We start from the raw sequence: 21,023 nt of genomic DNA, 5'->3' as shown, positions 1-21,023 counted from the left end.
CCTTACTGTTCCAGCGCAGTGGCGGTGATCAGTACCGGGTAATGGGAGAACTGTAATCGCTCGGCGATGTCATCGCCACTCACCGGCATGACGGTGAGCTCGGGTACCAGCGACTGGATGTGCTGCAGAGAGCCAGCGTCAGTCACGTCCACCACGAGTCCGGCGGCGCCTAGCTCTGTCAGGCGGGTGGCATTGCTGCTTAGCCAATCCAACGATGTCGCATCCTCTCCGACCAGGAAGAAAGGTTTAAGGCCCGGCATATGCAGCGTTCTCGCTTCAACATTGCCTGGGCTCATCTTGGGGCTGCGTACCGGCAGGATCCAGTGCAGTCCCGAAGGGAGGGGCATGTCGGTATGGATGATCGACGGCGATACCAGGTTGAGCTTTCCTGTGTTGTCCTGCGCTACTGCGGGTGCAGCGCACAGCGCAGCGATACCCAGAGACAGCAAAAGGCGATTGAGGTCATGTCCAATCATGGTGAGGATTCCAAGGGGGGAGAGGTAGAGGCCTGTAACTGCTGCAACTGCTGTCGAAACTGGGCGCGGTAGCGCTCGGCAATCGCACCACCCGCTGGACGGTGGTAGCGGCCGGCCGCTAGAACCCAATCGCCGGTCAGATCGTAGTGCTCGCGCAGTAGCGTAGCGGTCACGATGAGGTTTTGCTGCGGATCCAGGGCGGCACATGGGGATGAATAGCGTGCGCCGTTATGGCCCAGGTTGGTTTGCCCCAGGCCGACATCAATACGTTTGAGATCGTGTTGCCTCGCAGCCTTGTGTATCCCTTGGCAGGCTGCATCACGCGTGGGATAGCGTTGCCCCTGACCGGCAATGTTCAGTGTCCAGGGCCAGGGGATGCGCTGACCGCGAAGCAGCGTCCCGCTCTCCTGCAGCGCCACCGCGAACAGCACGGTCGCCGGGACGCCAGCGCGCGCTGCGACGAGTTGGTAAGCCGGCGGCGGGATGCTCTCAGCAAGCACCAGCCGCACCGGCAGCAGCACGGCCAGCCAGGCTATTCGATGCGCTGCCATTGGCCATCGACCTGTTCGAAGCGGGCGGGGAGCGAGCCATAGGCACCCAGGCTGAACCAGCGACCGCGGTCATGATTGAGGGTGATCTGCCGACGTTGAACATTGGCTGGGACAATCCCAGCTGTTTTAGCCCAGCGACGGACCGAATCGTCATCGCCGTCGCTATCTACCAGATACAGATCAAACGCCACACCTTGGTCCTGCAGGCGCTTCGCCGCGCTCATGCAGCTGTCGCAATCGTCTTTGACGAAGAGCGCGCTGCGTGCTGCGGTTTGAGAGACGGTGCCAGCGGTAGTCGCCATGCCCTGGATTGGCATCAAATCGGGGTACAGCTTGGCCCACGCCTGCGTATAGGCCTTCTGATAGGCCAGCTCGCGTTCGGCACGCTGGGCCTCAAGGCGAACCTGCAGCTCAGCATAGCGCTGGCGTTCCTGGTCCGTCTCAGCTTCGACGCCGAGGGTCGTCAGAGGATCGAGTTGCGGGCTCCAATAGCGGCGCGGACCCGCTTGCAGCGATTCGAATTTGGCCCATTCCTGTTCGGTGAGCCCCCATATCTCCTGGGAGTGCTGGGCTGAAGCCCGCAATGCTTGCCGCTCAGGTGCAGTGTGGTCTGCGGTCGAGATGTCAGGGGCGGCCAGGGCCAGGTGGCAGAAACAGCCCATCGACCAGGCGGATAACGACACGAAGGTTTTCATGGCGCCTCCCTATGGAATGGGCAGGGTTTGAGCCTGGCCGGCGATCGAGAACACGGCAGTGCTCGTGTTCAGGTTGTCCAATCGCCATCCACCAAAGGTCTCCCCAGTTTGAATCAGGCGTACCGAACTAAGCGTTCTGTCGCCCAGTGGCAGGAGCGACAGAAAGCGCTCTGGCCCGCGAAGCTCGCTGCCGATGATCGAGAAGGGGGGCGTTGGCGGTTGTGGGCGTGGGACGGCCGGCGACTTGCTTGAAACGCTGGCGGGTCTCGCCTTCGGCCGAGGCGCCGCTTGCAGACGGACTTGAGCCAGTTGCTCCTCGATGAGCGAGACCCGTAGCTCCAAGGGCTGCAGGTCGAGATTGGCAGTTGGTGCCTGCTTGGCAACCCTGAGGGATTCGATGTCGCTGGCCAGTTGCACCGTCTGTTCACCGTGCTCGGTTTGTGTCGAGGCCAGCTTGGATAACATGCTACGCAGTTGCGCGATGGCGGTATCAGCCAAGCCTTGCTTGTCGTTCAGCTCACTCCATTGGCGTTGGTACTCGGAGACCGTCATTTCGTCCTGCGGTTTGGCTTGCAACGCTTGTAGCTGCCGATGCTGATTAACGGCCACCGCCGCCAGTCCCGACGTGCACAGGCACAGGGCGCCGACAACCAGCGCCTGAAAGGAAGTCGGTTTCATGGCTGGCCCTCGGCCGTTAGCGATGGGTCGTTGATAACGACCTGCCGCTGGGTAAAACACACGGTGCGAAGCACCGGATCCGTCTGCAATTGCCAGGCCTCGCCCCCCAACACGTCCAAGGCGTCCATCAGCGAGATGGGCCCCAGCTGGTAGTGCACTGACGGCAGTGGACGACTGAACAGCATCTGGACCCCAGGGGTAGCGGCGCACAGGGAGTACCCGGATCGTTGCAGGACGAAGTGCAAGGCATCGGCGACCGTGGCGTTGAGCGTCGGCGTGATATGGATGTCGATGATCTGAAGCAATGGATCACGTTGTTCCACGGTTGGCTGGGTGCTCACCAGGCCGTAGCGCCCTTGGGCGATTTCCGGAGCTGACCTCGACTTGAGGCTGGGCTTAGTAGAGCTGGATACCACAGGCGCTGCCGTCTTGGGCACAGGTGTAGCGTCAGTGCGGGCGGTGGTACACCCCGTCAGTGCGAGGGCCAACGCGAGACTGATGGAAACATTCAGGTTCATGATGAGCTCTCGGCATTTGCGAGGGCTAACCATGGCAGTCAGGATGAAGCTGCACTTACTAGAAACCCGAATTCAACCTGGCCACTTTTCTGAACTACAGGATGCGTTAGCCTCAAGTAGTTGCCGGTGCGCCACGCAGAAAAAGCGCCCGTATCAAGGGCGCCTTTCGTTCAATCATCAGGGAAGATAGGTAATCCAGGCACTGCCGCAGCGTCAGGATCAAGGAACAAAAACCGCACATCAGCCTCACCTGCCAGCATCAGAATCCTGATCAGCGCCTCGGGCACACCTTCGCTGCGCAGGCGCGCTTCGACATCGCTACTGTTGGCATCGAACGAACGTCGAGAAGGATTTGCCGACCACGGAGTCGAGTAGAGCTTGAACCCGACCGCGGTACTGCCCGGTAGGCTGAAGCACTCGAAGTAGCCCATCGATCGCTCGCTGCTGGCCGGAAAGCAAAAAGTCCATAGGTCCGGCTGAGGCAGGTGGGCACTGCTGATTTCCCAACTGCGGCTGTAGTGGCCGGTCTCAAACGCCATCTGCAGGATCGCCGATTGCGCAGCAGCCTCGGTGGGGAAATCCCCAAGGTGCACAGCGCTACCGAAATCGTCAGCCGTTACCTGGTAGATCACTGCCGCGACGGTGCCTTCGGACATGCATTGCGCTTCCAGATCAGGGTCTGGCTTTGGATCAGTACCGACCCATACCATGTCGTCGTTGAAACGGCAGGCAAGGTGCTCGATGTGCTCGTCGCTCAGATGAAGCTGTGACGGGTGCAGCGTGCGGTAGCAGGGCGGCTGCTTGTCGTCGTAGATGATCATCAGCACGCGTTCGCTGACCATGGCCAGGTAGCCACGGGCGAAAGGGTTTGCAGGTGTGTTGTTCATGCTTGGGTTCTCCACAAGGTGAGGAGGACCTATCCCAAAGGGGAAAGGCCCCCAAGGGATGTGAGTTGATAGTCAGATGTTCAGCAGCTTCAACACGTGCGGTAGCCAGCGAGTGGGGATGATGCGGGCCTGGAGATGGTTTGCCTGACGCCGCAGGTTGTTTGCGGTGCTGTGGTTGTCCCAACGATCTTCGTCGATGGCATCTGCCAGCAGGCGCCTTATTTGCGCTTCGGCTAACAGCAATTCGTCACCGGTGCAGTAGGGCGGCAACCAGGTCAGCGTGGACTGCCTGACGAGGCCTGACATTACGGTTCGACCATCGCGATCTTGAATCGAGATGCGCTCCGGCCGAAAGTCCAGCACTGCATCGCCGATGAAGCCAGCGTTGCCCGAGACCAGGTAATGCAGGGCCTTGAGCGGGCACTGCTCGAGCAAGGCGCACTGTGCGAGCTCGATTGTCAGCGGCATCCATAAGGTATGAGCAAAGCCATCATCATCGGCGCGTTCTGCCTGGCCGTGGGCGAGCACCCGGAACTGACGTTCGAAGATGTCCTGGCACAGGGCTGTTCCAGCGAGATAGGGGTTGTGAACGAAAGCGACGCCATCGAAGTGCTGTACATGAAGGTTCATGCTGTCTCTCCAAGTTGATCGAAAAGCCGGGAGAGTCCGCCCGATGGGGAGGTTACTCCCCGGTCGGGTCTGGGTCAGTGCGAGAGCGCTTGCAGCGCGTGAGGTATCCAGTGTTCGGCGATCATCCGGCCTTGCCACTCTTCGGCCTCGTTGCGCAGTTGCCGGGCGGCCTCGTGCAGACCGTCGTGGGTATGCACTTGTGCCCGATTCAACAGGTCCTGAGCGGTCAGTCTGGCGTGCATCCGTTCGGTTCGAGTCACACAGGGCGACAGCCACTCGATGCTTGCTTCACGGACAACGCCCGACAGCACGGTGCGGCGCTGCAGGTCGACGATGTTGACCTGGTGGATTCTGAAATCCACCGCGCACGCCTGCTCCAATGCACGCAGCCCAAAGGTGTCGCTGAGAAGGCAATCGTGAGCAGTCGCCATGCCCTCGGTGATCAGGCCGCAGTAGCCCAGCACCACCAGCGCTCGTTCCTGGAAGGCCTGGGAGCAAAAGCTGCTTTTGGAAAAGATCATCTCGCCCTGACCCATCACCACGAATTGACGCTCGAACACGTCGCGTCGCAGCAGGGTGTCGGGTGCGTACGGGTTTTCCACAAACTGAACGCCCGCCAGATCATTGATGGACAGTTCCATGGTGATTCTCCTGTTTCGGTTGAGTGAAACCGGAGTCACCGCCTCCCCAGCGGGGAAGAGATTTTCCCCGGCAGGGTGAAGCGTTTGCACGGGAAGTCAGAGCCAACCCATCTCGGCGAGCGACACGGGTTTTCCCTCACCCACCACGAAGTGATCCAGAACGCGGACTTCTACCAAGGCCAGGGCATTCTTGAGCTGTGCCGTAAGGTTGCGATCGGCCTGGCTAGGTTCGGCGCACCCCGAAGGATGGTTGTGGGCGAAAATGACGGCGGCGGCATTGCAGGCCAAGGCGCGAATCACGATCTCTCGCGGGTACACGCTGGCGCTGTCGATGCTGCCGAAGAACAGTTTTTCAAAACTCAGGGTCCTGTGACGTGCGTCCAGACAGACCATGGTGAAGACCTCTTGGTGATGCCCGGCCAGTTGGAGCTTCAGGTAGTCGGCCACCGCAGTCGGACTGAACAGGCATTCACCACGGGTGAAATAACGCCGATCCAGTAGGTCAAGCGCTTCGGCAATCATTTGGTCTTCTGCACCGCGGCGCGTGACATCGGTACCGTCGATCAAGGTGAGGGGAGCGTGCATGGTGTGATCCTCCAGTCGCAAAGGGGCACACCCCCAGGGCGTGATGGCCCCTGATGGGTTGGGTGAAAGAGTTTTGGATTTCAGTAATCACAGTCGGGTGAAACGGTGGCGGGTGCCATGAAGTGAGCAGTGACACGCATCACAAGGTGACGTGGAAAAGTCGTCGATGCCTAGACCGGTCTCCGAGTCGAAGTCGGCACTCAAGGGCATCAGTTCTCGAACACCCTCATGGATTGCGGCCATGCGCTGCTCGAGTTCCTTATCGGTGTAATACAAAGACAGCGCGCTGAAATCGTCATAGGCGACGGCAAACAGGCAGGTTTGGCAGAGCCAGAAGGATTCCATGGAAGCCTCCTATGGTGGAAGAAAAGGCGCTCGGGGAGAGCGCCTGTTGCGGGATAGCGGACGGATCAGGCAGTTTGTCGTGCCTGCGATTCGTCCTGGTGCTGTGCGTGATCTGCATCAGCGGTGGGTTGCTCCGTATCGGCGGCAATGGGCGTGCGGGCCGGGGCCTTGTACACCAAGGTGCCGTCGACCTTGATCCACTCGATGAAGATCAAGCGGCCTTTGAGACTGGCGCCGGGTTGACCCTGGCGTTCGCCTTTTTCGTAGATGAATGCATCGGTCCACAGATCACCGATACGAAAACCCAAGAGGACTTTGCGTTCGGCCTGGACGTCGGCCATGTGTTGGCGGATCAGCCTTTCCGCTTCACCACCGGCGACCTTGCAGTCGAAGCGGGTGTATTCCACGTCATCGCTGGCGCCATGCAGGGCAGCGATATCACAGGCCATGAACGGCTGGCCGCGACGAACCGTGACTTCACGCACGCGGTTCAGATAGCCGATGCCTTGAGTGTGCAAATTGAAGTAGCTGCTAGCTTGAGTTTGGTTTTGGGTAGTGGACTGCGTCATGGTGAATCTCCTGTTTGCAAGAAACGCGGAAACCCACCGTCCCGGCGGGAGGTGAATTCCGCAGGGGGATGACAAGTAGGCCCAGAAGGGCTGCGAAAACAATCAGCGCTCATCACCGACGAATCGATGACCGTGCGAGCTGCCGAACGCGAATCGCACTTGGGAGAACCACCATCGAAATGGCGCAGCCTTGAAGGTTCAAGCTGCCTGGGCGCTGTCATCGACAGCAAGTGCAGCCCATCTATAAAACGCGATCAATGGGACGTCAACAGCCGATCGAGCAAAGGCTGTTGGCCCAGATTCGAGTGGCACACAGTGGAAACGTCGCTGGCGAAAAATAGCCCGACGGTCATCGGGCTGGGGATAAAAAGGGACCACCTTTGGCCAATCGCGACAACGTCGCTCCTCGTGACAAGCACACGTTGGCAGGACCTGACCAACCAACCCTTGTCGTGGCCTGGGTCGGAATTTTCTGGCACGCATCCGCGCACAAAAGGCGCCCAGTGTTTCGCCGGCGGGCACCGGAGCTGATCGTCATCGCCGAAGCGAATGACCCCTGCGGCCTGGTGAAAAGCGGCACGGGTCATTCGCTGTAGCGATATGCAGGGCAGTGAAGGGCAACCAGGTTGCAGGAAGAAGTGGCTCCGAACTCATGGAGTCCGACCGAGCTGCCCGGAGCGAATCGGTCTTGGCTCGCCAATGGCGAAGGGCGTCCTCACTACAACAGCCTCGACCAGACCCGTCAAGTGCACGGTGAGGGTCACGGTCCCTTGGATTTGGGCTTCGACGCCTTGGGCTTGGCCAACGGCCTGGTGCCCTTGCAGTCGGGATAACGCAAGCACGACCAGAAGGTGCCAGTCCGCCCGGTGCGCTTGCGCATCACCGTCTTGCAGATCGGACAGCCCGGTCCGCGCGCCGCCGGTACATTGAGCTTGAGTGTCGCGTGGTGCTTGATGAGTTGGCTGAGCCATTCGCCCTGCTTGAAGAGGAAGGCGTCCACGGTCAGCCGGCCGGATTCGATGTGCTCGAGCGCCTGCTCCCACAGCGCCGTCATCACCGGATCCGTGACTTCGGGCGGCACGGCTTCGATGAGCGTGTGACCGGCCGCCGACGCCGACAGGCTGCGCTTCTTTTTCACTAGGTAACCGTGGTCGATCAGCCCCTGCAGGATCGAGGCCCGGGTGGCTTCGGTGCCGATACCGATGCTGTCCTTGAGCCGTTGGCGCAGGCGCGGATCCTCGATCTGATTGGCGATGGATTTCATGGCCTTGATCAGCGTGCCTTCGGTGTAGGGCTTGGGCGCTTGTGTGGTGCGGGCATCGACTTTGGCCGAGCACACGGTCAGGGCATGGCCCTCGTGCAACGGGGGCAGCGCCTGCGAGGCTTCGGCCTGGCCAGTGGGGTCGGCTTCGTTGATCCAGGGCTTCCAGCCAGGTACTAGAATCTGCTTGCCAGTGGCCTTGAAGGTTTCACCGGCCCCGATGAACAACCCTTCGGTCTTCAGGTACTCGTGCAGCGCGCAGAACTGCGCCAGGTACCGGGCGCGGATCAACGCGTACACCGCACGTTCGCGCGGGGGCAGGCTGTCGATCCGGAACGCCACGGCGGTCGGGATGATGCCGTGGTGGGCGGTGATCTTGGCGGTGTTCCAGGCGCGCGAGCGCACGGACAGGTTCAGATCTTGAAGGAGATCCCGAAGCGTCGGATCGGCTTCGGTGAGTGCCTGAAGCACCGCTGGCGCGTCGTCGATCATGCTCTCAGGCAGGTAGCCGCAGTCGCTTCGAGGATAGCTGGTGACCTTGTGGGTCTCGTACAAGGCCTGGGCACATTCCAGTGTTTCCTGAGCGCCCAGGCCGAGCCGGGCCGAGCAGATTTCCTGCAGCGTGCCCAGGTCGAACGGTAGCGGGGCGGACTCCCGTACCCGCTCGGTCTCGACACTGTCGGTGTGCACCTGTGCGGCCTCGAGCACTCTCTTCAGCACCTGTTGGGCGGCGCTTTGTTGGGTACAACGGCCTTGGTCATCGCAGACCGTAGGGGGTGGTTGCCAGCGAGCCTGAAAATCTGCTGCTCCTGCGGCCAGGCGAATATCCAGCGTCCAGTACGGCTGCGCCACGAAGCTCGCGATGGCCCGATCACGCGCCACTACCAGTTTCAAGGTCGGCGTCTGCACGCGCCCCACTGGCAGGACTCCGTCATAACCCGCGCGGCGCCCAAGCAGGGTGAACAATCGACTGAGGTTGATGCCCACCAGCCAGTCGGCCCGCGAACGGGCCAAGGCCGAGTGATACAGCGGCAAGGTTTCCGCACCGGGCTTGAGCGCCGCAAGCGCCTGGCGGATCGAGGCATCGTTGAGCGCCGACAACCACAGGCGCTGCACCGGCCCCCGGTAGCCTTCCAGTTCCAGGATCTCGCGCGCGATCATCTCACCTTCGCGATCTGCGTCGGTGGCGATGACCACCTCGTCGCACCGGCCCAGCAAGCCGCGAATGACCTTGAGTTGGGAAGCGACCTTGGGCTTTGGCAACACCTTCCACTGCTGGGGCAGGATCGGCAGGTCTTCCAGGGCCCAGCGTTTGAGGTGGCTGCCGTAGGTTTCAGGTGGCGCGGTCTCCAGGAGGTGCCCGACACACCAGGTGACGGTGACCCGTTCGCCCACCAGGCAGCCTTCGGCACGCCGGCCGGCCTGCAACACGCGGGCGATGTCGCGAGCCTGGGAGGGCTTTTCGCAGATGAACAATTGCATGGCTTCGCTCCAGTCGGATGACTGAAGCAGGGTGACGCTCAGGGGGAAGGGTGCCAGCTTAAAACTGAATGTGCGGGGTCCAATTGGACGGTTGCGGCAGACTAACGCTGCTTAAGGTGGGCAATCAGGTGCTCGGTCGAAGACAGGATGAACTGCCGATCGGCATCGGACAGGGGCGCGAGCAGCAAGCCGATCTTGTGACCTTGATCACTGGGGCGCGGGCTGAAGTCGGTCACCAACTCGGCCAACCCGCAATCCAGCGCGCCCGAAAGCTGAATCAGCTTAGGGACCGACAGCGACGTCTTGCCCAGTTCAAGCCGGGAATAGGCCTCACGACCCATCGACAGGCGTTCGGCCAACTGGTCCTGAGTCAGACCCAGGGCGCGGCGACGCTTGGCGATCATTTGGCCAATCTGCTTATCGGCGGCGGCGATGATTTTCGGCAACTGTGTGGGTCTCCCATTCAACCTGAATGGTCGAACAAAGACCTCGCAAGATGAACAACCCATTGGGTTGACTCCGGGCGATATGGGTTGTATTTGTTCAATTGAGTATGTGGATTGCTGAAAATGGGCAAGAATCAGTGGCGGTCGCTGCGCGCGCGAGGCGCGTGTTGACGTACAAGGAAACTCACGTGGATACAGCGGGCGATGGGCTGATGGGCCAAGCGCGGTTGCAGGCGCTTCGGCGCTTTCTGGAGATTCATCGATCACCCGATGACAAGGACAAGCTCAGCGCCTTGGCGCAGTGGTTGGAACAGTGCCCTACGCACCGGCAGGCGTTTCGGGAACTGGGGCAGGCGCTGGCGAAAGTCGCTGAGGATCCGGACGTGCTGGAGACGGCACTGGAGGCGATGTTGTTGCAATACAGTGCGGGTTTGACACGGCATTGAAGTGACGCGCGTCGATGGTGCAGGGTTTGGATGAGCGCCGCGCGGTGAGGCGCTCATTCCACTGAGGTCCACTGATCAGCTCTTGGCTCGACCTCCTTTGCGACTATTGCCGGTGCTCGATTTGTCGGCCGAGCCCGATGGCGCGGCTTCGGAGGACTTTTCGCGCATGCTTACACTGGCCAGCCGATGCGGGAGGATACCGATGCGCCGCGCCTCGACCTTGAAGGTCACCCGTGCGTTGTCCTCGCTGTCCTCCCATTCATCGCGCACCGTGCGCCCCTCGACCAGCACGCGCATGCCTTTTTGAAACAACGTGCTCCAATGCTCGGCATCGCGGTGCCACAGTTCCACCGGGGCCCAGTATCCACCTCGGTCTTCGTAGCCGCCCTCACGCGGTACCGGGTTGTCGAAGTAGACGTTCAGGCGCAGCAGACGCCGCGGCTCATCATTGCCCGAAGTGAATTCCTGAAAGTCCGGCGCGCTGCCGATGTTGCCTTCGCCGACAAAAAAAGTGCTCATGATGATGTCTCCGTTCCGGATGGGGATTGGCGCAGCACGCTCTCGGCGTTGGCCATCTTGTGGCTGCAGTCGAGCGCCTGGCGCTGCAGGGAATGCAGCACGCTCATCTGCAGGTTCAGCGCGATGCGGTTGCATTCGAGCTGGAACAGCGCAGTGCGCAGGTCTGGGTGCAGGCGCGGATTGCGCATCAGCCGCTCCCAGACCAGGGCGCCCATGCGGGAAAAGTCCTGAGTGCGCCAGCGCAGAAAGGTGGTGCCGGCGCCGGTGTTCTGCACCACCAGGCGAATGCCCAGCAACGACAAGGGCGGCAGCGCCATGATCGCCACCTGGGTGCCCATGAGCTGCGCCACACGCTGTTCAAGCTCCCTCGTGACGTTCGTCAGCTGGACCAGTTCCCCCTTACCCTTAAAAGGCTTTAAAAGGCCTTTTAGGGAGGCAGCGTGTTCGATGTCCCGATAGGCAGTGGGTGCTAGGGTCAGATCGGCGGGGAAGTCTCGTGGGGTCATGACGGCTTATCCGTCGCTTCTGTCTCGTCGTCCGCCGGAACGTGATCACTTGCACTAGCCGGCTCACTCTCCGTCGATCCCGCCACCGCGATGATGGGCGGGGCGAACTGCGAGCGACGCTCGCCATCGAGCACATCCTGAGGCGGGCGACCGTACTTATTGACCGCTTCCTGAAAGCGAGCATTGTCGGCGACCACATCGCTGCGGGTGACGCCGGACACGCGGCATCGATGGGCGATACCAAACAAGCTGCGCACTTGGTGGGCGCCCTGGTCGATCCAGCCTTCCATGTCCGGTCGGCCGATAAGCGCTGTGTGATGGGCCAGCAGCACGCGCCTGACCAGCGTGTCGTAATCGGTGAGCAGGTACACCGCCAGAAATCCTAGCTGGCTGGCGATGAACAGTGGCAGGGTCACGGGGTGGATGTTGAGGTTGTCACCCACGTCGATTTGCGAGGGCAGGAGTTTTTCTAGATGGCTGACCTGCTCCATCAACTGGCCCATCTGTGCCTTGGCGCGCAGCACCTTGTCCTCGAGCATCAGCATGAACCAGTCAGCGAAAGGGTCGTCCTGCGCCGCCGCTTGCTTGAGGATGTTGGTGATGTTGATGTAGGCCGCCATGCTCATGATCGGATGGCTGCCCTCGCGGGCGAGGCGGCCCTGCCACAGCCGAGCGGCGTGATGAGTGTGCAGGGTCAGGGTGATGGTGCTGCGCAGCGAGCCCAGGTTGAGCTGGAAATGGTCGGCCATGGGCAGGTCCTCAAGTCGGCGGGTGAGGACACGGTGCCGGGCAAACACCGGCGTGACTGCCGAAAACCTGAAGGACCTGTGTTCGGATAAGCCATGGCTACAGGAACAGTATGGATTTGATGCCTCAGGCATCAAATCCATTAAGCGCTACTCATCAGCCCACATTGTTGGCGCAGTTGATCCAGGCAGGCCCGTGCAACGGGGGACGCCGATCGCGGTGCGTCGCCGCGTTCAGCGATCTTCGGCTCTGGCACTGTCTTTTGGACGCGCACAGCTTTTGGGGGCGGCACCTTGGCCGCGATATCTCTGGCGGCCCACAGTCTAAAATCCCCCTCGATTGCTTTCCTGATCAACCCCATCAGGTAAGCGGCCGGGCGCCGCACGCCCCCCGTCGTGCACCGGGCCACAGCCTCCTGCAGCACGGCCACCCTGGCCTCATTGGGCAATGGGGTCATGGCCTGCAAGGCGATCTGCCGATCACTCGCGCTGATGGGCAGATTCGCTGGCCACTCGAGTTCGGATCTTTCCTCTTCGCGAAGTACCGTACTCTTTTGCTCTATACGCCCTTGTACAGTACTAGGGGGATTCGGAATCCGAACCACCGCTAAATCCGAGGCTTTCGCTGGCGGTTCGGATTGATGTTGTGCCGCGTAGGGCAAGGAAGCGACATCCAGCGAAGGCTGTTCGGATTCGTGAGCAGGAGAGGGCGCCTCGAGCTCGAGTGGTTGTTGCTCAGGCGCCAACGGCACCAGGGCGAGCACCTTGGGTACATAGGCCGCCGGTACCGTTTGGTCGCGCCGCAGTTCCCCCAGCACATGTCCGGCGGTGATGCGTACGCCCTTCGCGGCGTGCTTGAGGCTGCGCTTGATCAGATCACCGTAACCCTCGTCCAACTGTAGTGCTTCGGCCGGCGTCAGCGGCTCGTCGTGCAGGACATAGATGGGCGGCCGCAACCGACCTTGATCATCGCGAAGATGCGTGACCAGGCTGAGCCAACGGGTCAGTCGTAGATTCTGCAGTACACGTGCTACTGTCTCGCGTGAAGCTTTCTCGCCGCAGGGGACGGCGGACAGATACGGCTGCAGGTCCTCGTAGCGGGGGTATTTGAGGCCGCGCTCTACGATCATGAAGTGCAGGGCCTGCCAGGCATTGCGCTCCAGCGGTGTGAGTCGGGTATCGAGCAGCAGAGAGCGGGGCATGATGTTCTGGGGTTTGCCGATGTAGCGAAACTGGATCGAGGTGTCGGGCGGTGGCTTAGGTTTGGGCGGCGAGGGGAGTGGAAACAGGTGAGGGTTGTCCTGCATGTATTGGGCGCACTGGCGCATGGCCCGTTTTAGATCCTCCAAGCTGAGACCGTGCCTCATAGCTGCTCTCCGTACAGGTGCAACTGTTGCCAGACCATGGTCAGGGTGACGCTCTGCTCCTCGGCGAGCATCATCATGGTGTCGAGCTTGTCGGCGGTACCGTCCTCCTGTCTCAGCTGACGCCAGCGCTGCCACAGCGCATGTTCCTGGGCTTCGGTCAGACTCCGTGGGCGACCGCGGCTGACCTCGATCTTCAGCAGCCGCCGGCGCATGGCGGTTTCGGAGTGGTCTAGCCCAAAGCACTTGTTCATGATCAGCGAGCTCGCGCCGAGCTTGAGTGCGCGATTGATCAGGCGTTCGTTTTGCTCGTCACGGTCGGCGTGCTCGATCAGCCGGCGCATCACTGCGGTATCGACCTTGATTTCCACCCAGGGGACTGCGGCATGGGCTAAACGCGAGAGCGTGGTCGGTGGCAGGGATTGCAAGATCTCCAGGTCCTCTTCGGCCAAGCCCAACGCGCGACAGCGCTGAAGGTGGCCTTGGCGCAACTCATGCAACACCTGGTTGAGCATGGTGTTATTCAGCAGGGCGAAGATCGCGTTCATGAGAGTGTCTCCGAATCGTCCTGAGATGTGGCCTGGCTCAGGTCCACGATACGTCGTGCCAGCACCACCAACTGGATCCACTGATTCAGTTGCGCGTCGGGAAGGCGCTGAAGTTCGAAGGTGAGTCTTGAGTTGCCCACGAGCGAGGTCAGATAGTCACCGACCAGCAGTTGGCCCACCAGGGTCGGGGGAAGCTGCTGCTTGAGTTCCCATTCGACCCCGTCCTGCGCGCGCAGAATGGAGGTGAGCAGCAGATGCACGGCCACGCCTTGGGGGTCGGTTGCCTCTGCGGCCTGCCAGTGGAGCGTGAATCCAAGACCATGCTCTGCGCCCACGACAAAGTCTGTCAGTGCCGCGTAGTGGGCCAATGACTGCGCCAATTCGGCGGCGAGGCTGCGCAGTTCGGCGATGGCCAGTGGCGCGATGAAATCCATCAGGTGTGACAGAGAAGGGAGCGATGAGGTACTGGTCGTCTGTGCTTCGATCACCTCTGTGCTACCTGGGCGCAGACCACCGAAAATATCGTCCAACCGGAGCGGGTCCTCGTCGACCGGCCCGTCATCGTCCCGGACCTGATCGGTTGGGGATGGCATTAGCGGTGTCTGACTGTGAACCACCGGAGGCGCGCTTGCGGGTTTGGCGCCGGCATCTAGCAATTCGTTTACCGTCGCGGTGGGCTGCTCAGTGGTGGAGGGTTCACTCGGCGGCGTAGCGTGAGAGCCGTTCTGCGTCAGTTCCAATTCCATCAGCCGCGGCGTGATGTCCAGCACCTTGGCCATCTGCGCCAACAAGGCGCCGCGTACTTCGTCCCAGTCGAACTCGTCGGACGTCGTGTCGAAATTGGACAGCGTCTGCTGCCACAGCACAAGCAGTTGATCGAGCGGGGCCAGCAGGCGGTTCCACGCCTGCTCAGCTCGTTTGCGCAGCAGAATTAGCCGCTCGATCTGAGGCTTCGGCAACCCTGAACACAGGGCATTAGGCAGACTGGGCAGCAGGTATTCGACGGTGTCGAACATGCGGCTGATCTGCGATTGCGAGACCGGATACCCGCCCGATGCCAACGCCTGGGAGAGTTCGCGTTGCGAAAGGGACGTGCCGTCTTCCTCTAGCAATGCTTTCACGTTGACTACCGCCAGCGCGCGTTCAATAAACGCTAGCTGTCCGTGCAGATCGCTTTCAGCCAGATGCCCGAGCAAGGCGTGGGTCTCGCTGGTCCAGGGACGATAGCGGCAGGCGATTCGAAAAAAGCGCTCATCACGTGTCTCTTTCCACAATTCGTTGAGAATCGCCAAGCGCGTGTTACCCCCATTCAAGATGATGAAATACGTCTCGCCGGGTCGTCGGGTGATGGAAGGCGCCTGGTCCAGTCCGCGTTCACGAATCGACGACTTGATATCGTCATACAGCGGGTTGCGGATGAATCGGGGATTGCGCTCGTAGGGCCGTAATTGTTCCAGGCTCACGACGATCTCCGATTCCTGGTCGAACTCCGGCGCCGCGCTTTCGCCGGGACTGCGCAACAACGTTTGCGGGCGCAGTCCGGTGCTGATCTGCTCCTGGGTGGGTTTGATCATGATGGGCCTCAATTACGCCTGCGGTAACTTGTCGCCAACTTCAAACTTGACCACGAAAGCTGTGCCCGGCAATTCGAAGTGTTGGCTGAGCTCATGCAACAGCTCGGTGATAGCGGGGTGACCGCCCGGGAGGTCGAACACCACGGTGCAATAACAGGGTTCTGTTACCTCGCGATGGGGAGAAGCTGATGGCGATGGGATCACGCAGCGTGGCTCATGCATGGCGAGCTCCAATGAGTTAGTCGGAAGATTTCAGTAGCGGGCACAGGCATCCGGTGCTGACGCCGGGTCGATCAGTCGGTGCCACTCGGGAAACAGCTCAAGCGCTAGCTGCCGCATCGACTGCGCCGCGCTCAACCCGCCAGAGTGAGAAGGGCGATAGTCGATCCGGTGCACGGGCAGGCCCAGCGAGGCCGCGTTCAGGTAGGCCACGCGATCGAGCACCACCGCGGAACACATGGTGACCTGGTCATGTGCAAAAAAGTCTGCAGACAGGCTCTGAATGATCAGCCGCGTATCACGGCGACTCAAATTGACCTGGTTCAGCAGCAGCCGTGCCGGGGGAGGGCGGACGCCCAACTGCGAATAGGGCGCCAAGCTTTGCAGCAGCGCTAGCGTGCCGCGGTGCAGCTCTCGGGCCGCGAGCATTTCGGGTGGGATGGGGCTGAGCATCATGTCCGAGGCCAGCACTGACATCTCGACGATGACGCTGCGCGCGCCCTGTGTGTCGATCAGCACCACATCGTAAAATGGCTCGAAGACATGGATCAGATTTTTCAGCCTCAAGCGGCCATCGGCGGCATGCAACAAGAGGGTATTCAACTGGCCAAGCGGATCGTTGGACAGGACCACGTGCAAGCCTTCGACACAGGTCCGTGAAACGATCTGACTGAGATCTACCAGGCGATGGCCGATCAGCTCAACACTGCCCGCAGTGCCAGCGCAGGTGAGCGGGTAGTAGCTGGACAGCGTCGGTTGGCTGTCCAGATCGATCATCAACACCCTCAGTCCGGCATCGGCCAGTAGGCCACCCAGATTGGCGGTGACTGTCGTCTTGCCGACGCCGCCCTTGGTCGACACTACGGATAGCACCTTCACCGTCACGCCTGCGCGCCGAGGCGTTCCGCGATCCACCGGTCGATCTCGGCAGAGTCCCAACCGACGGCACGCATACCAATGCGTCGGGCCAAGGGGAACTTGCCTTCCTTCATCAGGTTGTAGATGTGGGCGCGTTTGAATCCAGTACGTTTCTCGACCTCATCACGGCGCATGATGTAGCGGTCGGTTTGGGCGGGGCTAACGGTCACGTCAGTTTGGGTTTGCATACGTGTCACTCCTTGGCGCCAGATGGCTTGCGATGGGAAGTGACATGAGTCAACACCAGGAAATCGAGCTTGTCATTGCAATGCAATCGCGGACGATTGCATTGCAATTGGGTGCAGGTGCTCTATTTGAATCTCTTGTTTGCGTCCGCAAACCGTTGATCCAACGTCCTTTTTTTGAAGCCTGGATGATCAGGGTGTTGCTGCTGGATAGCGGCAACGATCGCGTCCTGGCTGGCAAAAAAAGGCTTATTTTTTTCTCCAGGACTTCCGTTGAGCAAAAGCCTCAGCAGGACGCCAATCAGATCCAGCAAGCCAGCTTCGGTACGTGCATCCGCCGGCTTTTCCTCCTCAGCGGAGGCGCGAAGCTGCTCCACCTCGACCCCGAGCGTGGCGAGTTGCTCCACCACTTCAGCGTGAGACCTCGTCAGCCGATTGCACAGAACCTGGAGCGTGTCCCTGTCAGCCTTGAGTACCAGATAGTGCCCCCATTTCACCGAGCCCTCCGCGTCTGCTGCGTAGGTAAACAGGAAAGGCGGTTTCTGGTCTGGGTGGTAAAGGCTCATCCATGCCTTCAGTTCGCCGTGGCGGATGCGCAGCGACCTTGGGCCGAGATTGGTATCAGGCCCAGGCAATAACGCCTGCGGATGACTGGGCAGCTCTTGGTGCTGCACGGCATCCAGGATCATGCCGACATGTGTCGCCAGGCAGGGCCATCGGGGAAAGATCTTCAGAAGTTGTTCGGGATATAACCAGTTTGCCTGGCAGATCTGTGTCTCGAACGCTTGAAGCCCACACCAACGCAGTGCTGCCTCGATAGGGGTGTAGAGCAATTTGAAATGCGGATCCAAGCATTGTCGGCACATGGGACCTCCTATTCCTTAGGATGGCCTCTCGCATTAGTCGTATCGATTCACCGCTAAAGACGCGGGCGAAATCGTTATTGTTATGTGCTCAGCGAGACGCCGTTAGTTGCAGCATGAAAAGCTGTTAGCCCTTCGCTGAACTGCCCCAGGCGATGAGCGAATTCATATCAGACTCAGGCGTCCGTAATAAACTCCATTCAGGAGGGGGCAAGCGTAGGAAAAGCAAGAGCCTGGAGCAAGTGCTCTAGATCAACACTCTCACCGAGAGGTGTCAAAAAATCGGACAGGTCAGATAGGTGTTTATAGATTGTCCTTTATTCATCGGGTCGAGCCAGTAGTGTAATTTTCTTGACAGTGCATGATCTGAAATAAAATGTAACAAACTCGAAGCTTCCGGCGCTGGCTTTGCTGTACCACTTGGTTGGTACAAGAGTGGTAAATCCGCCACTAACTTACAACCAGCGCTCGTTTTTTCGGGAATGAGCAGCGCAGTCGGCCCAACCCTCAATTGGCCTCCGCGCTTCGCCATCAAACGCTTCGCTATCATGCCTACATGGTTACTAATCGCCGTATGTATTTGCGACGGGATGGAATGGGCCTTTCGGTCCTATTCATGAGCGCGTTAGGGTAGCAAGCGGGTGGCGACTTACACATTCAATTGCGGGCATGACGTTATGGTGGATATGCCCTGGACTTGCCCCTACAAAACCGGACACCAACTCCCCGTTAAATTGATGCTGCTGCCAAGCGCCTAAACTCCCTCGGCGATCGATATTTCAAAGCGCTGTGCGGATGCTGCTCGTTGTAATGCTCGAAGGCAATCGTCAGATTGCGAAGCGCCGTTTCTCGATCCGGCTTGGGCATGTGCGCCACGTAATCTCGCTTGATCGTTTTCACGAAGCTCTCTGCCATGCCGTTGCTTTGCGGGCTGCGTACTGGTGTGGTCACCGGCTGCAAGCCGATCTGACGGGCAAACAGACGCGTCTGTTCGGCGATATAGGCCGAACCGTTATCGCTCAACCATTGCACAGGCGTGCTCGGTAGTTGATCGCCAAATCGCTTCTCCACGCTTTCCAACATCAAGTCTCGGATGTCGTCACCGCTGTAGCCCGTCGGGCTGGCGACCCAGCCGATGGCTTCGCGGTCACAGCAGTCCAGGGCAAAAGTCACGCTCAACTTTGCACCGTCGTCGCAGCGAAACTCGAAGCCGTCCGAGCACCAGCGTGTATCGCTGTTAGTAACGGCAATTCGGCCTTCATGCCGGCGCTGCACGCCAGGCTGCTTGATGCGTCGTTCCAGTAACAGATTGTGATCGCGCATGACGCGGTAGACCCGTTTTACATTGATCGGGGCCAGTAACCGGACTTCACGCTCGCGGCGCAGCAACCCCCAAACCCGACGGTAGCCATAACTTGGCAACTCGCTGACTTGCTGCTTAATCTCGGCGACCAACTCCGTATCGTTCACGAGCCGACGTTGCCGTACTTTGGGCGATACCAATTGCTTGATCCGAGCCGTTAATTGCGAGCGCGACACACCGAGACATTCGCTGACCAGTTTCACTGGTCGTCCCCCGGCAACAAGGGTGAGTGCGCAATCCATTTTCGCGACCGGGCGATCTCCACGGCCTCTTTGAGGACTTCGGCTTCCATGGTCTTCTTGCCCAGCATCCTCTGCAATTCGCGGATCTGCTTGAGCGCATCGCTCAGTTCCGACGCCGGTACCACTGCTTCGCCGGCACTGACCGCCGACAGGCTTCCGTCCTGGTACAGCTTGCGCCACAGGAACAACTGGTTGGCGTTGATACCGTTGCGCCGGGCCACCACGGATACACTTTGTCCGGGTTCGAGGCTCTCGCGAACCATGGCCAGCTTCTGGTCGGTGCTCCAACGGCGTCGGCGTTCCTGGCCGAGCAGCTCTCCACCCTTATCGTTGCTGTTAGTCATATACATACCCGTTTGCCTATCCCTTATCTTAAGGGGGGAACGGTGTCCTGTCTTTCATGGGGCTCGTTCATGCCCCAGGAAACTGCAGATCTGCTTGAGTTTGCTGCCCATGATGACCGTCATTAAGAGCCTGATGCCTAATCCGGGGAAACTACCCGCACCCTTTTTCTGTGTTTCGGCCTATCGACGTAGAGGCCGCGGCATGCAATTCGCTGGAGCGATCGGTGGCGAAGGCCCGCCCGTATTGCTCCTTCACGACTATCCGCAGCCCCATATTGCTTGGAGGCGCATTGCACCCAAGTTAGCGAAGAATTATACCGTGATCATCCCGGATTTTCCGGGGTATGTCTCAGGTCAACTGATGTGATCACGGCAACCATCGTCTTCGCAAAGGTCACGTATGGTGCGGCGAAGCCATTGATGGGCAGGGTCATTCTGAAACCGCGGATGCCACGCTTGGGTGAGTACCACGGGCTCCAACGGTATGGGCAGATCAAATGAGCGGATGCGCAAGCCAGCCGCCAGGGCACTGCGCACCAGGTGCTCGGGCAACGGCAGCAGCAGATCGGAATCCTGCAGAGCGAAGAAGGCGGTGTAGGGTGTGGACACCACCAGGGCGACATGTCGGCGCAGGCCCAGCGCCTCTAGCGCGGTGTCGATCGGGCCTGTGGACTTGCCACGCCGTGACACACCGATGTGGCTCCAGCGCGTAAGCCGTTCGGCCGTGATGGCGTTCTCGAAGATGGGGTGGCCTGCGCGGGCAATGCCGACGAAGTTTGTGGTGAATAATGGCTGAACGCGAATTTCCGGGCCGAGCTTGCGCGAGCCACTGATGAACAGGTCAATTCGCCCGCTGCGCAGCGCTTCATCGTCGACGTCGTCTTCTTCGGGAGAGAAACGCAACATGGCCCGCGGCATATCCGCCGCCACCGCCTCCAGCAAGCGTCCCGAGTGCATTCCCACGAATACGTCGTTGGCCCGCACGTTGAAGCGCCGTTCAAGCGTTTTCAATTCCATATCGGCGGGAGGTGTGAGTACCTGGGTAGCTTGCTTGAGCGCCGCGCGCACCTGTTCACGCAGCGCCAGCGCCCGCGGAGTGGGTACGAGTTTGCGCCCCGCCTGTACCAGTACCGGATCGCCTAGTGTTTCGCGGATGCGGCCTAGCGTGCGACTCATGGCCGGAGGGCTCAGTTTCATACGCCTCGCCGCGCCGACCACGGTGCCCTCTTCCAGCAAGATGTCCAGCGCGAACAGCAAGTTCAGATCAGGATGCACCGTTGCGCCTCTCACTAGGATTGCGTTGAACGGAATACTAACCCCATATCAGGGTGCTACCAAACAGCCGTACACCCGTGCGTCCTACGCATTGATGGAGTGCGTGGCAAAGCATTTACCACATTTTTACCTGAATCAACAATGAGT

At 60.2% G+C, this 21,023-nt stretch carries 26 protein-coding genes; 2 read left to right on the top strand and 24 right to left on the bottom strand.

Going from position 1 to position 21,023, the window contains the following annotated elements:
* Positions 1 to 2 precede the first annotated feature (2 nt).
* The 13 genes from AC3WJP_RS03335 to AC3WJP_RS03275 all read right to left on the bottom strand — a co-directional run bounded on the left by AC3WJP_RS03335 (position 3) and on the right by AC3WJP_RS03275 (position 9,722).
* On the bottom strand, positions 3 to 476 hold the full coding sequence (locus AC3WJP_RS03335) for an integrating conjugative element protein (protein WP_493719811.1): 474 nt from the start codon (positions 474 to 476) through the stop codon (positions 3 to 5).
* Positions 473 to 1,027, bottom strand: coding sequence for a lysozyme family protein (locus tag AC3WJP_RS03330; protein WP_493719810.1), 555 nt, complete (start codon positions 1,025 to 1,027; stop codon positions 473 to 475). The genes AC3WJP_RS03335 and AC3WJP_RS03330 overlap by 4 nt, the downstream gene beginning before the upstream one ends.
* A complete protein-coding gene (locus AC3WJP_RS03325) occupies positions 1,009 to 1,722 on the bottom strand; it encodes a TIGR03759 family integrating conjugative element protein (protein WP_493719809.1) in 714 nt (237 codons plus the stop codon). Before AC3WJP_RS03325 ends, AC3WJP_RS03330 begins: the two co-directional genes overlap by 19 nt.
* Positions 1,723 to 1,731: 9 nt before the next feature.
* Complete coding sequence (locus AC3WJP_RS03320) at positions 1,732 to 2,400, bottom strand: hypothetical protein (protein ID WP_493719808.1); 669 nt, start codon at positions 2,398 to 2,400, stop codon at positions 1,732 to 1,734.
* On the bottom strand, positions 2,397 to 2,918 hold the full coding sequence (pilL2, locus tag AC3WJP_RS03315) for a PFGI-1 class ICE element type IV pilus protein PilL2 (RefSeq protein WP_493719807.1): 522 nt from the start codon (positions 2,916 to 2,918) through the stop codon (positions 2,397 to 2,399). The genes AC3WJP_RS03320 and pilL2 overlap by 4 nt, the downstream gene beginning before the upstream one ends.
* 170 nt (positions 2,919 to 3,088) lie before the next feature.
* Positions 3,089 to 3,805 (bottom strand): DUF5983 family protein, encoded by a 717-nt coding sequence (locus AC3WJP_RS03310; RefSeq protein WP_493719806.1) that lies wholly within the window; start codon positions 3,803 to 3,805, stop codon positions 3,089 to 3,091.
* Between the two features lie 72 nt (positions 3,806 to 3,877).
* A complete protein-coding gene (locus tag AC3WJP_RS03305) occupies positions 3,878 to 4,435 on the bottom strand; it encodes a hypothetical protein (RefSeq protein WP_493719805.1) in 558 nt (185 codons plus the stop codon).
* A gap of 74 nt (positions 4,436 to 4,509) precedes the next feature.
* Positions 4,510 to 5,076, bottom strand: coding sequence for a hypothetical protein (locus AC3WJP_RS03300; protein ID WP_493719804.1), 567 nt, complete (start codon positions 5,074 to 5,076; stop codon positions 4,510 to 4,512).
* 96 nt (positions 5,077 to 5,172) lie between these two features.
* The gene (gene radC, locus AC3WJP_RS03295; protein WP_493719803.1) at positions 5,173 to 5,661 is read right to left on the bottom strand and encodes a RadC family protein; all 489 of its coding nucleotides are present in this window, start codon (positions 5,659 to 5,661) and stop codon (positions 5,173 to 5,175) included.
* 87 nt (positions 5,662 to 5,748) lie between these two features.
* Entirely contained in the window at positions 5,749 to 6,006 is a 258-nt protein-coding gene (locus tag AC3WJP_RS03290) for a hypothetical protein (protein ID WP_493719802.1), read from the bottom strand.
* Between the two features lie 65 nt (positions 6,007 to 6,071).
* Positions 6,072 to 6,575 (bottom strand): STY4534 family ICE replication protein, encoded by a 504-nt coding sequence (locus AC3WJP_RS03285; RefSeq protein WP_493719801.1) that lies wholly within the window; start codon positions 6,573 to 6,575, stop codon positions 6,072 to 6,074.
* Between the two features lie 760 nt (positions 6,576 to 7,335).
* On the bottom strand, positions 7,336 to 9,318 hold the full coding sequence (locus tag AC3WJP_RS03280; RefSeq protein WP_493719800.1) for a DNA topoisomerase III: 1,983 nt from the start codon (positions 9,316 to 9,318) through the stop codon (positions 7,336 to 7,338).
* Positions 9,319 to 9,419: 101 nt separating this feature from the next.
* Positions 9,420 to 9,722 carry a helix-turn-helix domain-containing protein gene (locus AC3WJP_RS03275; RefSeq protein ID WP_226439370.1) on the bottom strand — a complete coding sequence of 101 codons (303 nt, stop codon included), beginning with the start codon at positions 9,720 to 9,722 and terminating at the stop codon, positions 9,420 to 9,422.
* A gap of 230 nt (positions 9,723 to 9,952) precedes the next feature.
* On the opposite strand from AC3WJP_RS03275, the gene AC3WJP_RS03270 reads away from it, so the two are divergent.
* On the top strand, positions 9,953 to 10,210 hold the full coding sequence (locus AC3WJP_RS03270; protein ID WP_493719799.1) for a DUF4880 domain-containing protein: 258 nt from the start codon (positions 9,953 to 9,955) through the stop codon (positions 10,208 to 10,210).
* A gap of 75 nt (positions 10,211 to 10,285) precedes the next feature.
* On the opposite strand, the gene AC3WJP_RS03265 is transcribed toward AC3WJP_RS03270, so the two are convergent.
* The 10 genes from AC3WJP_RS03265 to AC3WJP_RS03220 all read right to left on the bottom strand — a co-directional run bounded on the left by AC3WJP_RS03265 (position 10,286) and on the right by AC3WJP_RS03220 (position 19,601).
* Entirely contained in the window at positions 10,286 to 10,729 is a 444-nt protein-coding gene (locus tag AC3WJP_RS03265) for a single-stranded DNA-binding protein (protein ID WP_493719798.1), read from the bottom strand.
* On the bottom strand, positions 10,726 to 11,235 hold the full coding sequence (locus AC3WJP_RS03260) for a DUF3158 family protein (RefSeq protein WP_493719797.1): 510 nt from the start codon (positions 11,233 to 11,235) through the stop codon (positions 10,726 to 10,728). The genes AC3WJP_RS03265 and AC3WJP_RS03260 overlap by 4 nt, the downstream gene beginning before the upstream one ends.
* A complete protein-coding gene (locus AC3WJP_RS03255) occupies positions 11,232 to 11,984 on the bottom strand; it encodes a PFL_4669 family integrating conjugative element protein (RefSeq protein WP_493719796.1) in 753 nt (250 codons plus the stop codon). The genes AC3WJP_RS03260 and AC3WJP_RS03255 overlap by 4 nt, the downstream gene beginning before the upstream one ends.
* A gap of 140 nt (positions 11,985 to 12,124) precedes the next feature.
* A complete protein-coding gene (locus AC3WJP_RS03250; RefSeq protein WP_493719795.1) occupies positions 12,125 to 13,348 on the bottom strand; it encodes an STY4528 family pathogenicity island replication protein in 1,224 nt (407 codons plus the stop codon).
* Positions 13,345 to 13,893, bottom strand: coding sequence for a DUF2857 domain-containing protein (locus tag AC3WJP_RS03245; protein WP_493719794.1), 549 nt, complete (start codon positions 13,891 to 13,893; stop codon positions 13,345 to 13,347). The genes AC3WJP_RS03250 and AC3WJP_RS03245 overlap by 4 nt, the downstream gene beginning before the upstream one ends.
* On the bottom strand, positions 13,890 to 15,467 hold the full coding sequence (locus AC3WJP_RS03240) for a ParB family protein (protein ID WP_493719793.1): 1,578 nt from the start codon (positions 15,465 to 15,467) through the stop codon (positions 13,890 to 13,892). Before AC3WJP_RS03240 ends, AC3WJP_RS03245 begins: the two co-directional genes overlap by 4 nt.
* Positions 15,468 to 15,719: 252 nt before the next feature.
* Positions 15,720 to 16,565, bottom strand: coding sequence for a ParA family protein (locus AC3WJP_RS03235; RefSeq protein ID WP_493719999.1), 846 nt, complete (start codon positions 16,563 to 16,565; stop codon positions 15,720 to 15,722).
* 2 nt (positions 16,566 to 16,567) lie between these two features.
* Positions 16,568 to 16,792: an AlpA family transcriptional regulator gene (locus tag AC3WJP_RS03230; RefSeq protein ID WP_200656371.1), complete on the bottom strand. Its 225-nt coding sequence runs from the start codon at positions 16,790 to 16,792 to the stop codon at positions 16,568 to 16,570.
* A gap of 122 nt (positions 16,793 to 16,914) precedes the next feature.
* On the bottom strand, positions 16,915 to 17,640 hold the full coding sequence (locus AC3WJP_RS03225) for a hypothetical protein (protein WP_493719792.1): 726 nt from the start codon (positions 17,638 to 17,640) through the stop codon (positions 16,915 to 16,917).
* A 741-nt stretch (positions 17,641 to 18,381) separates the two neighbouring features.
* Positions 18,382 to 19,601, bottom strand: a protein-coding gene (locus AC3WJP_RS03220) for an IS3 family transposase (RefSeq protein ID WP_493719791.1) whose coding sequence is annotated in 2 segments (ribosomal slippage) — positions 18,382 to 19,256 and positions 19,256 to 19,601 — 1,221 coding nt in all. Because the reading frame shifts where the segments join, the coding sequence is not laid out codon by codon here.
* Positions 19,602 to 19,710: 109 nt separating this feature from the next.
* On the opposite strand from AC3WJP_RS03220, the gene AC3WJP_RS03215 reads away from it, so the two are divergent.
* Complete coding sequence (locus AC3WJP_RS03215) at positions 19,711 to 19,968, top strand: alpha/beta fold hydrolase (RefSeq protein WP_493719790.1); 258 nt, start codon at positions 19,711 to 19,713, stop codon at positions 19,966 to 19,968.
* Here the strand turns inward: AC3WJP_RS03215 and AC3WJP_RS03210 are convergent.
* Complete coding sequence (locus tag AC3WJP_RS03210; RefSeq protein ID WP_493719789.1) at positions 19,956 to 20,876, bottom strand: LysR family transcriptional regulator; 921 nt, start codon at positions 20,874 to 20,876, stop codon at positions 19,956 to 19,958. The genes AC3WJP_RS03215 and AC3WJP_RS03210 overlap by 13 nt on opposite strands.
* Positions 20,877 to 21,023: the final 147 nt, after the last annotated feature.

Source organism: Pseudomonas sp. GW821-FHT01A09, from assembly GCF_058986725.1.
Note: the sequence above shows the minus strand (reverse complement) of the source record. Positions and strands in the feature narration are given on the sequence as shown.

Bases quoted from the DNA above. Each gene is read 5' to 3' on its own strand.
- AC3WJP_RS03290 (WP_493719802.1), bottom strand. From the start codon at position 6,006: ATGGAATCCTTCTGGCTCTGCCAAACCTGCCTGTTTGCCGTCGCCTAT.
- AC3WJP_RS03240 (WP_493719793.1), bottom strand. From the start codon at position 15,467: ATGATCAAACCCACCCAGGAGCAGATCAGCACCGGACTGCGCCCGCAA.
- AC3WJP_RS03300 (WP_493719804.1), bottom strand. From the start codon at position 5,076: ATGGAACTGTCCATCAATGATCTGGCGGGCGTTCAGTTTGTGGAAAAC.
- AC3WJP_RS03305 (WP_493719805.1), bottom strand. From the start codon at position 4,435: ATGAACCTTCATGTACAGCACTTCGATGGCGTCGCTTTCGTTCACAAC.
- AC3WJP_RS03325 (WP_493719809.1), bottom strand. From the start codon at position 1,722: ATGAAAACCTTCGTGTCGTTATCCGCCTGGTCGATGGGCTGTTTCTGC.
- pilL2 (WP_493719807.1), bottom strand. From the start codon at position 2,918: ATGAACCTGAATGTTTCCATCAGTCTCGCGTTGGCCCTCGCACTGACG.
- AC3WJP_RS03320 (WP_493719808.1), bottom strand. From the start codon at position 2,400: ATGAAACCGACTTCCTTTCAGGCGCTGGTTGTCGGCGCCCTGTGCCTG.
- radC (WP_493719803.1), bottom strand. From the start codon at position 5,661: ATGCACGCTCCCCTCACCTTGATCGACGGTACCGATGTCACGCGCCGC.
- AC3WJP_RS03335 (WP_493719811.1), bottom strand. From the start codon at position 476: ATGATTGGACATGACCTCAATCGCCTTTTGCTGTCTCTGGGTATCGCT.
- AC3WJP_RS03285 (WP_493719801.1), bottom strand. From the start codon at position 6,575: ATGACGCAGTCCACTACCCAAAACCAAACTCAAGCTAGCAGCTACTTC.
- AC3WJP_RS03230 (WP_200656371.1), bottom strand. From the start codon at position 16,792: ATGCAAACCCAAACTGACGTGACCGTTAGCCCCGCCCAAACCGACCGC.
- AC3WJP_RS03215 (WP_493719790.1), top strand. From the start codon at position 19,711: ATGATGACCGTCATTAAGAGCCTGATGCCTAATCCGGGGAAACTACCC.
- AC3WJP_RS03330 (WP_493719810.1), bottom strand. From the start codon at position 1,027: ATGGCAGCGCATCGAATAGCCTGGCTGGCCGTGCTGCTGCCGGTGCGG.
- AC3WJP_RS03260 (WP_493719797.1), bottom strand. From the start codon at position 11,235: ATGACCCCACGAGACTTCCCCGCCGATCTGACCCTAGCACCCACTGCC.
- AC3WJP_RS03275 (WP_226439370.1), bottom strand. From the start codon at position 9,722: ATGATCGCCAAGCGTCGCCGCGCCCTGGGTCTGACTCAGGACCAGTTG.
- AC3WJP_RS03280 (WP_493719800.1), bottom strand. From the start codon at position 9,318: ATGCAATTGTTCATCTGCGAAAAGCCCTCCCAGGCTCGCGACATCGCC.
- AC3WJP_RS03250 (WP_493719795.1), bottom strand. From the start codon at position 13,348: ATGAGGCACGGTCTCAGCTTGGAGGATCTAAAACGGGCCATGCGCCAG.
- AC3WJP_RS03245 (WP_493719794.1), bottom strand. From the start codon at position 13,893: ATGAACGCGATCTTCGCCCTGCTGAATAACACCATGCTCAACCAGGTG.
- AC3WJP_RS03265 (WP_493719798.1), bottom strand. From the start codon at position 10,729: ATGAGCACTTTTTTTGTCGGCGAAGGCAACATCGGCAGCGCGCCGGAC.
- AC3WJP_RS03255 (WP_493719796.1), bottom strand. From the start codon at position 11,984: ATGGCCGACCATTTCCAGCTCAACCTGGGCTCGCTGCGCAGCACCATC.
- AC3WJP_RS03310 (WP_493719806.1), bottom strand. From the start codon at position 3,805: ATGAACAACACACCTGCAAACCCTTTCGCCCGTGGCTACCTGGCCATG.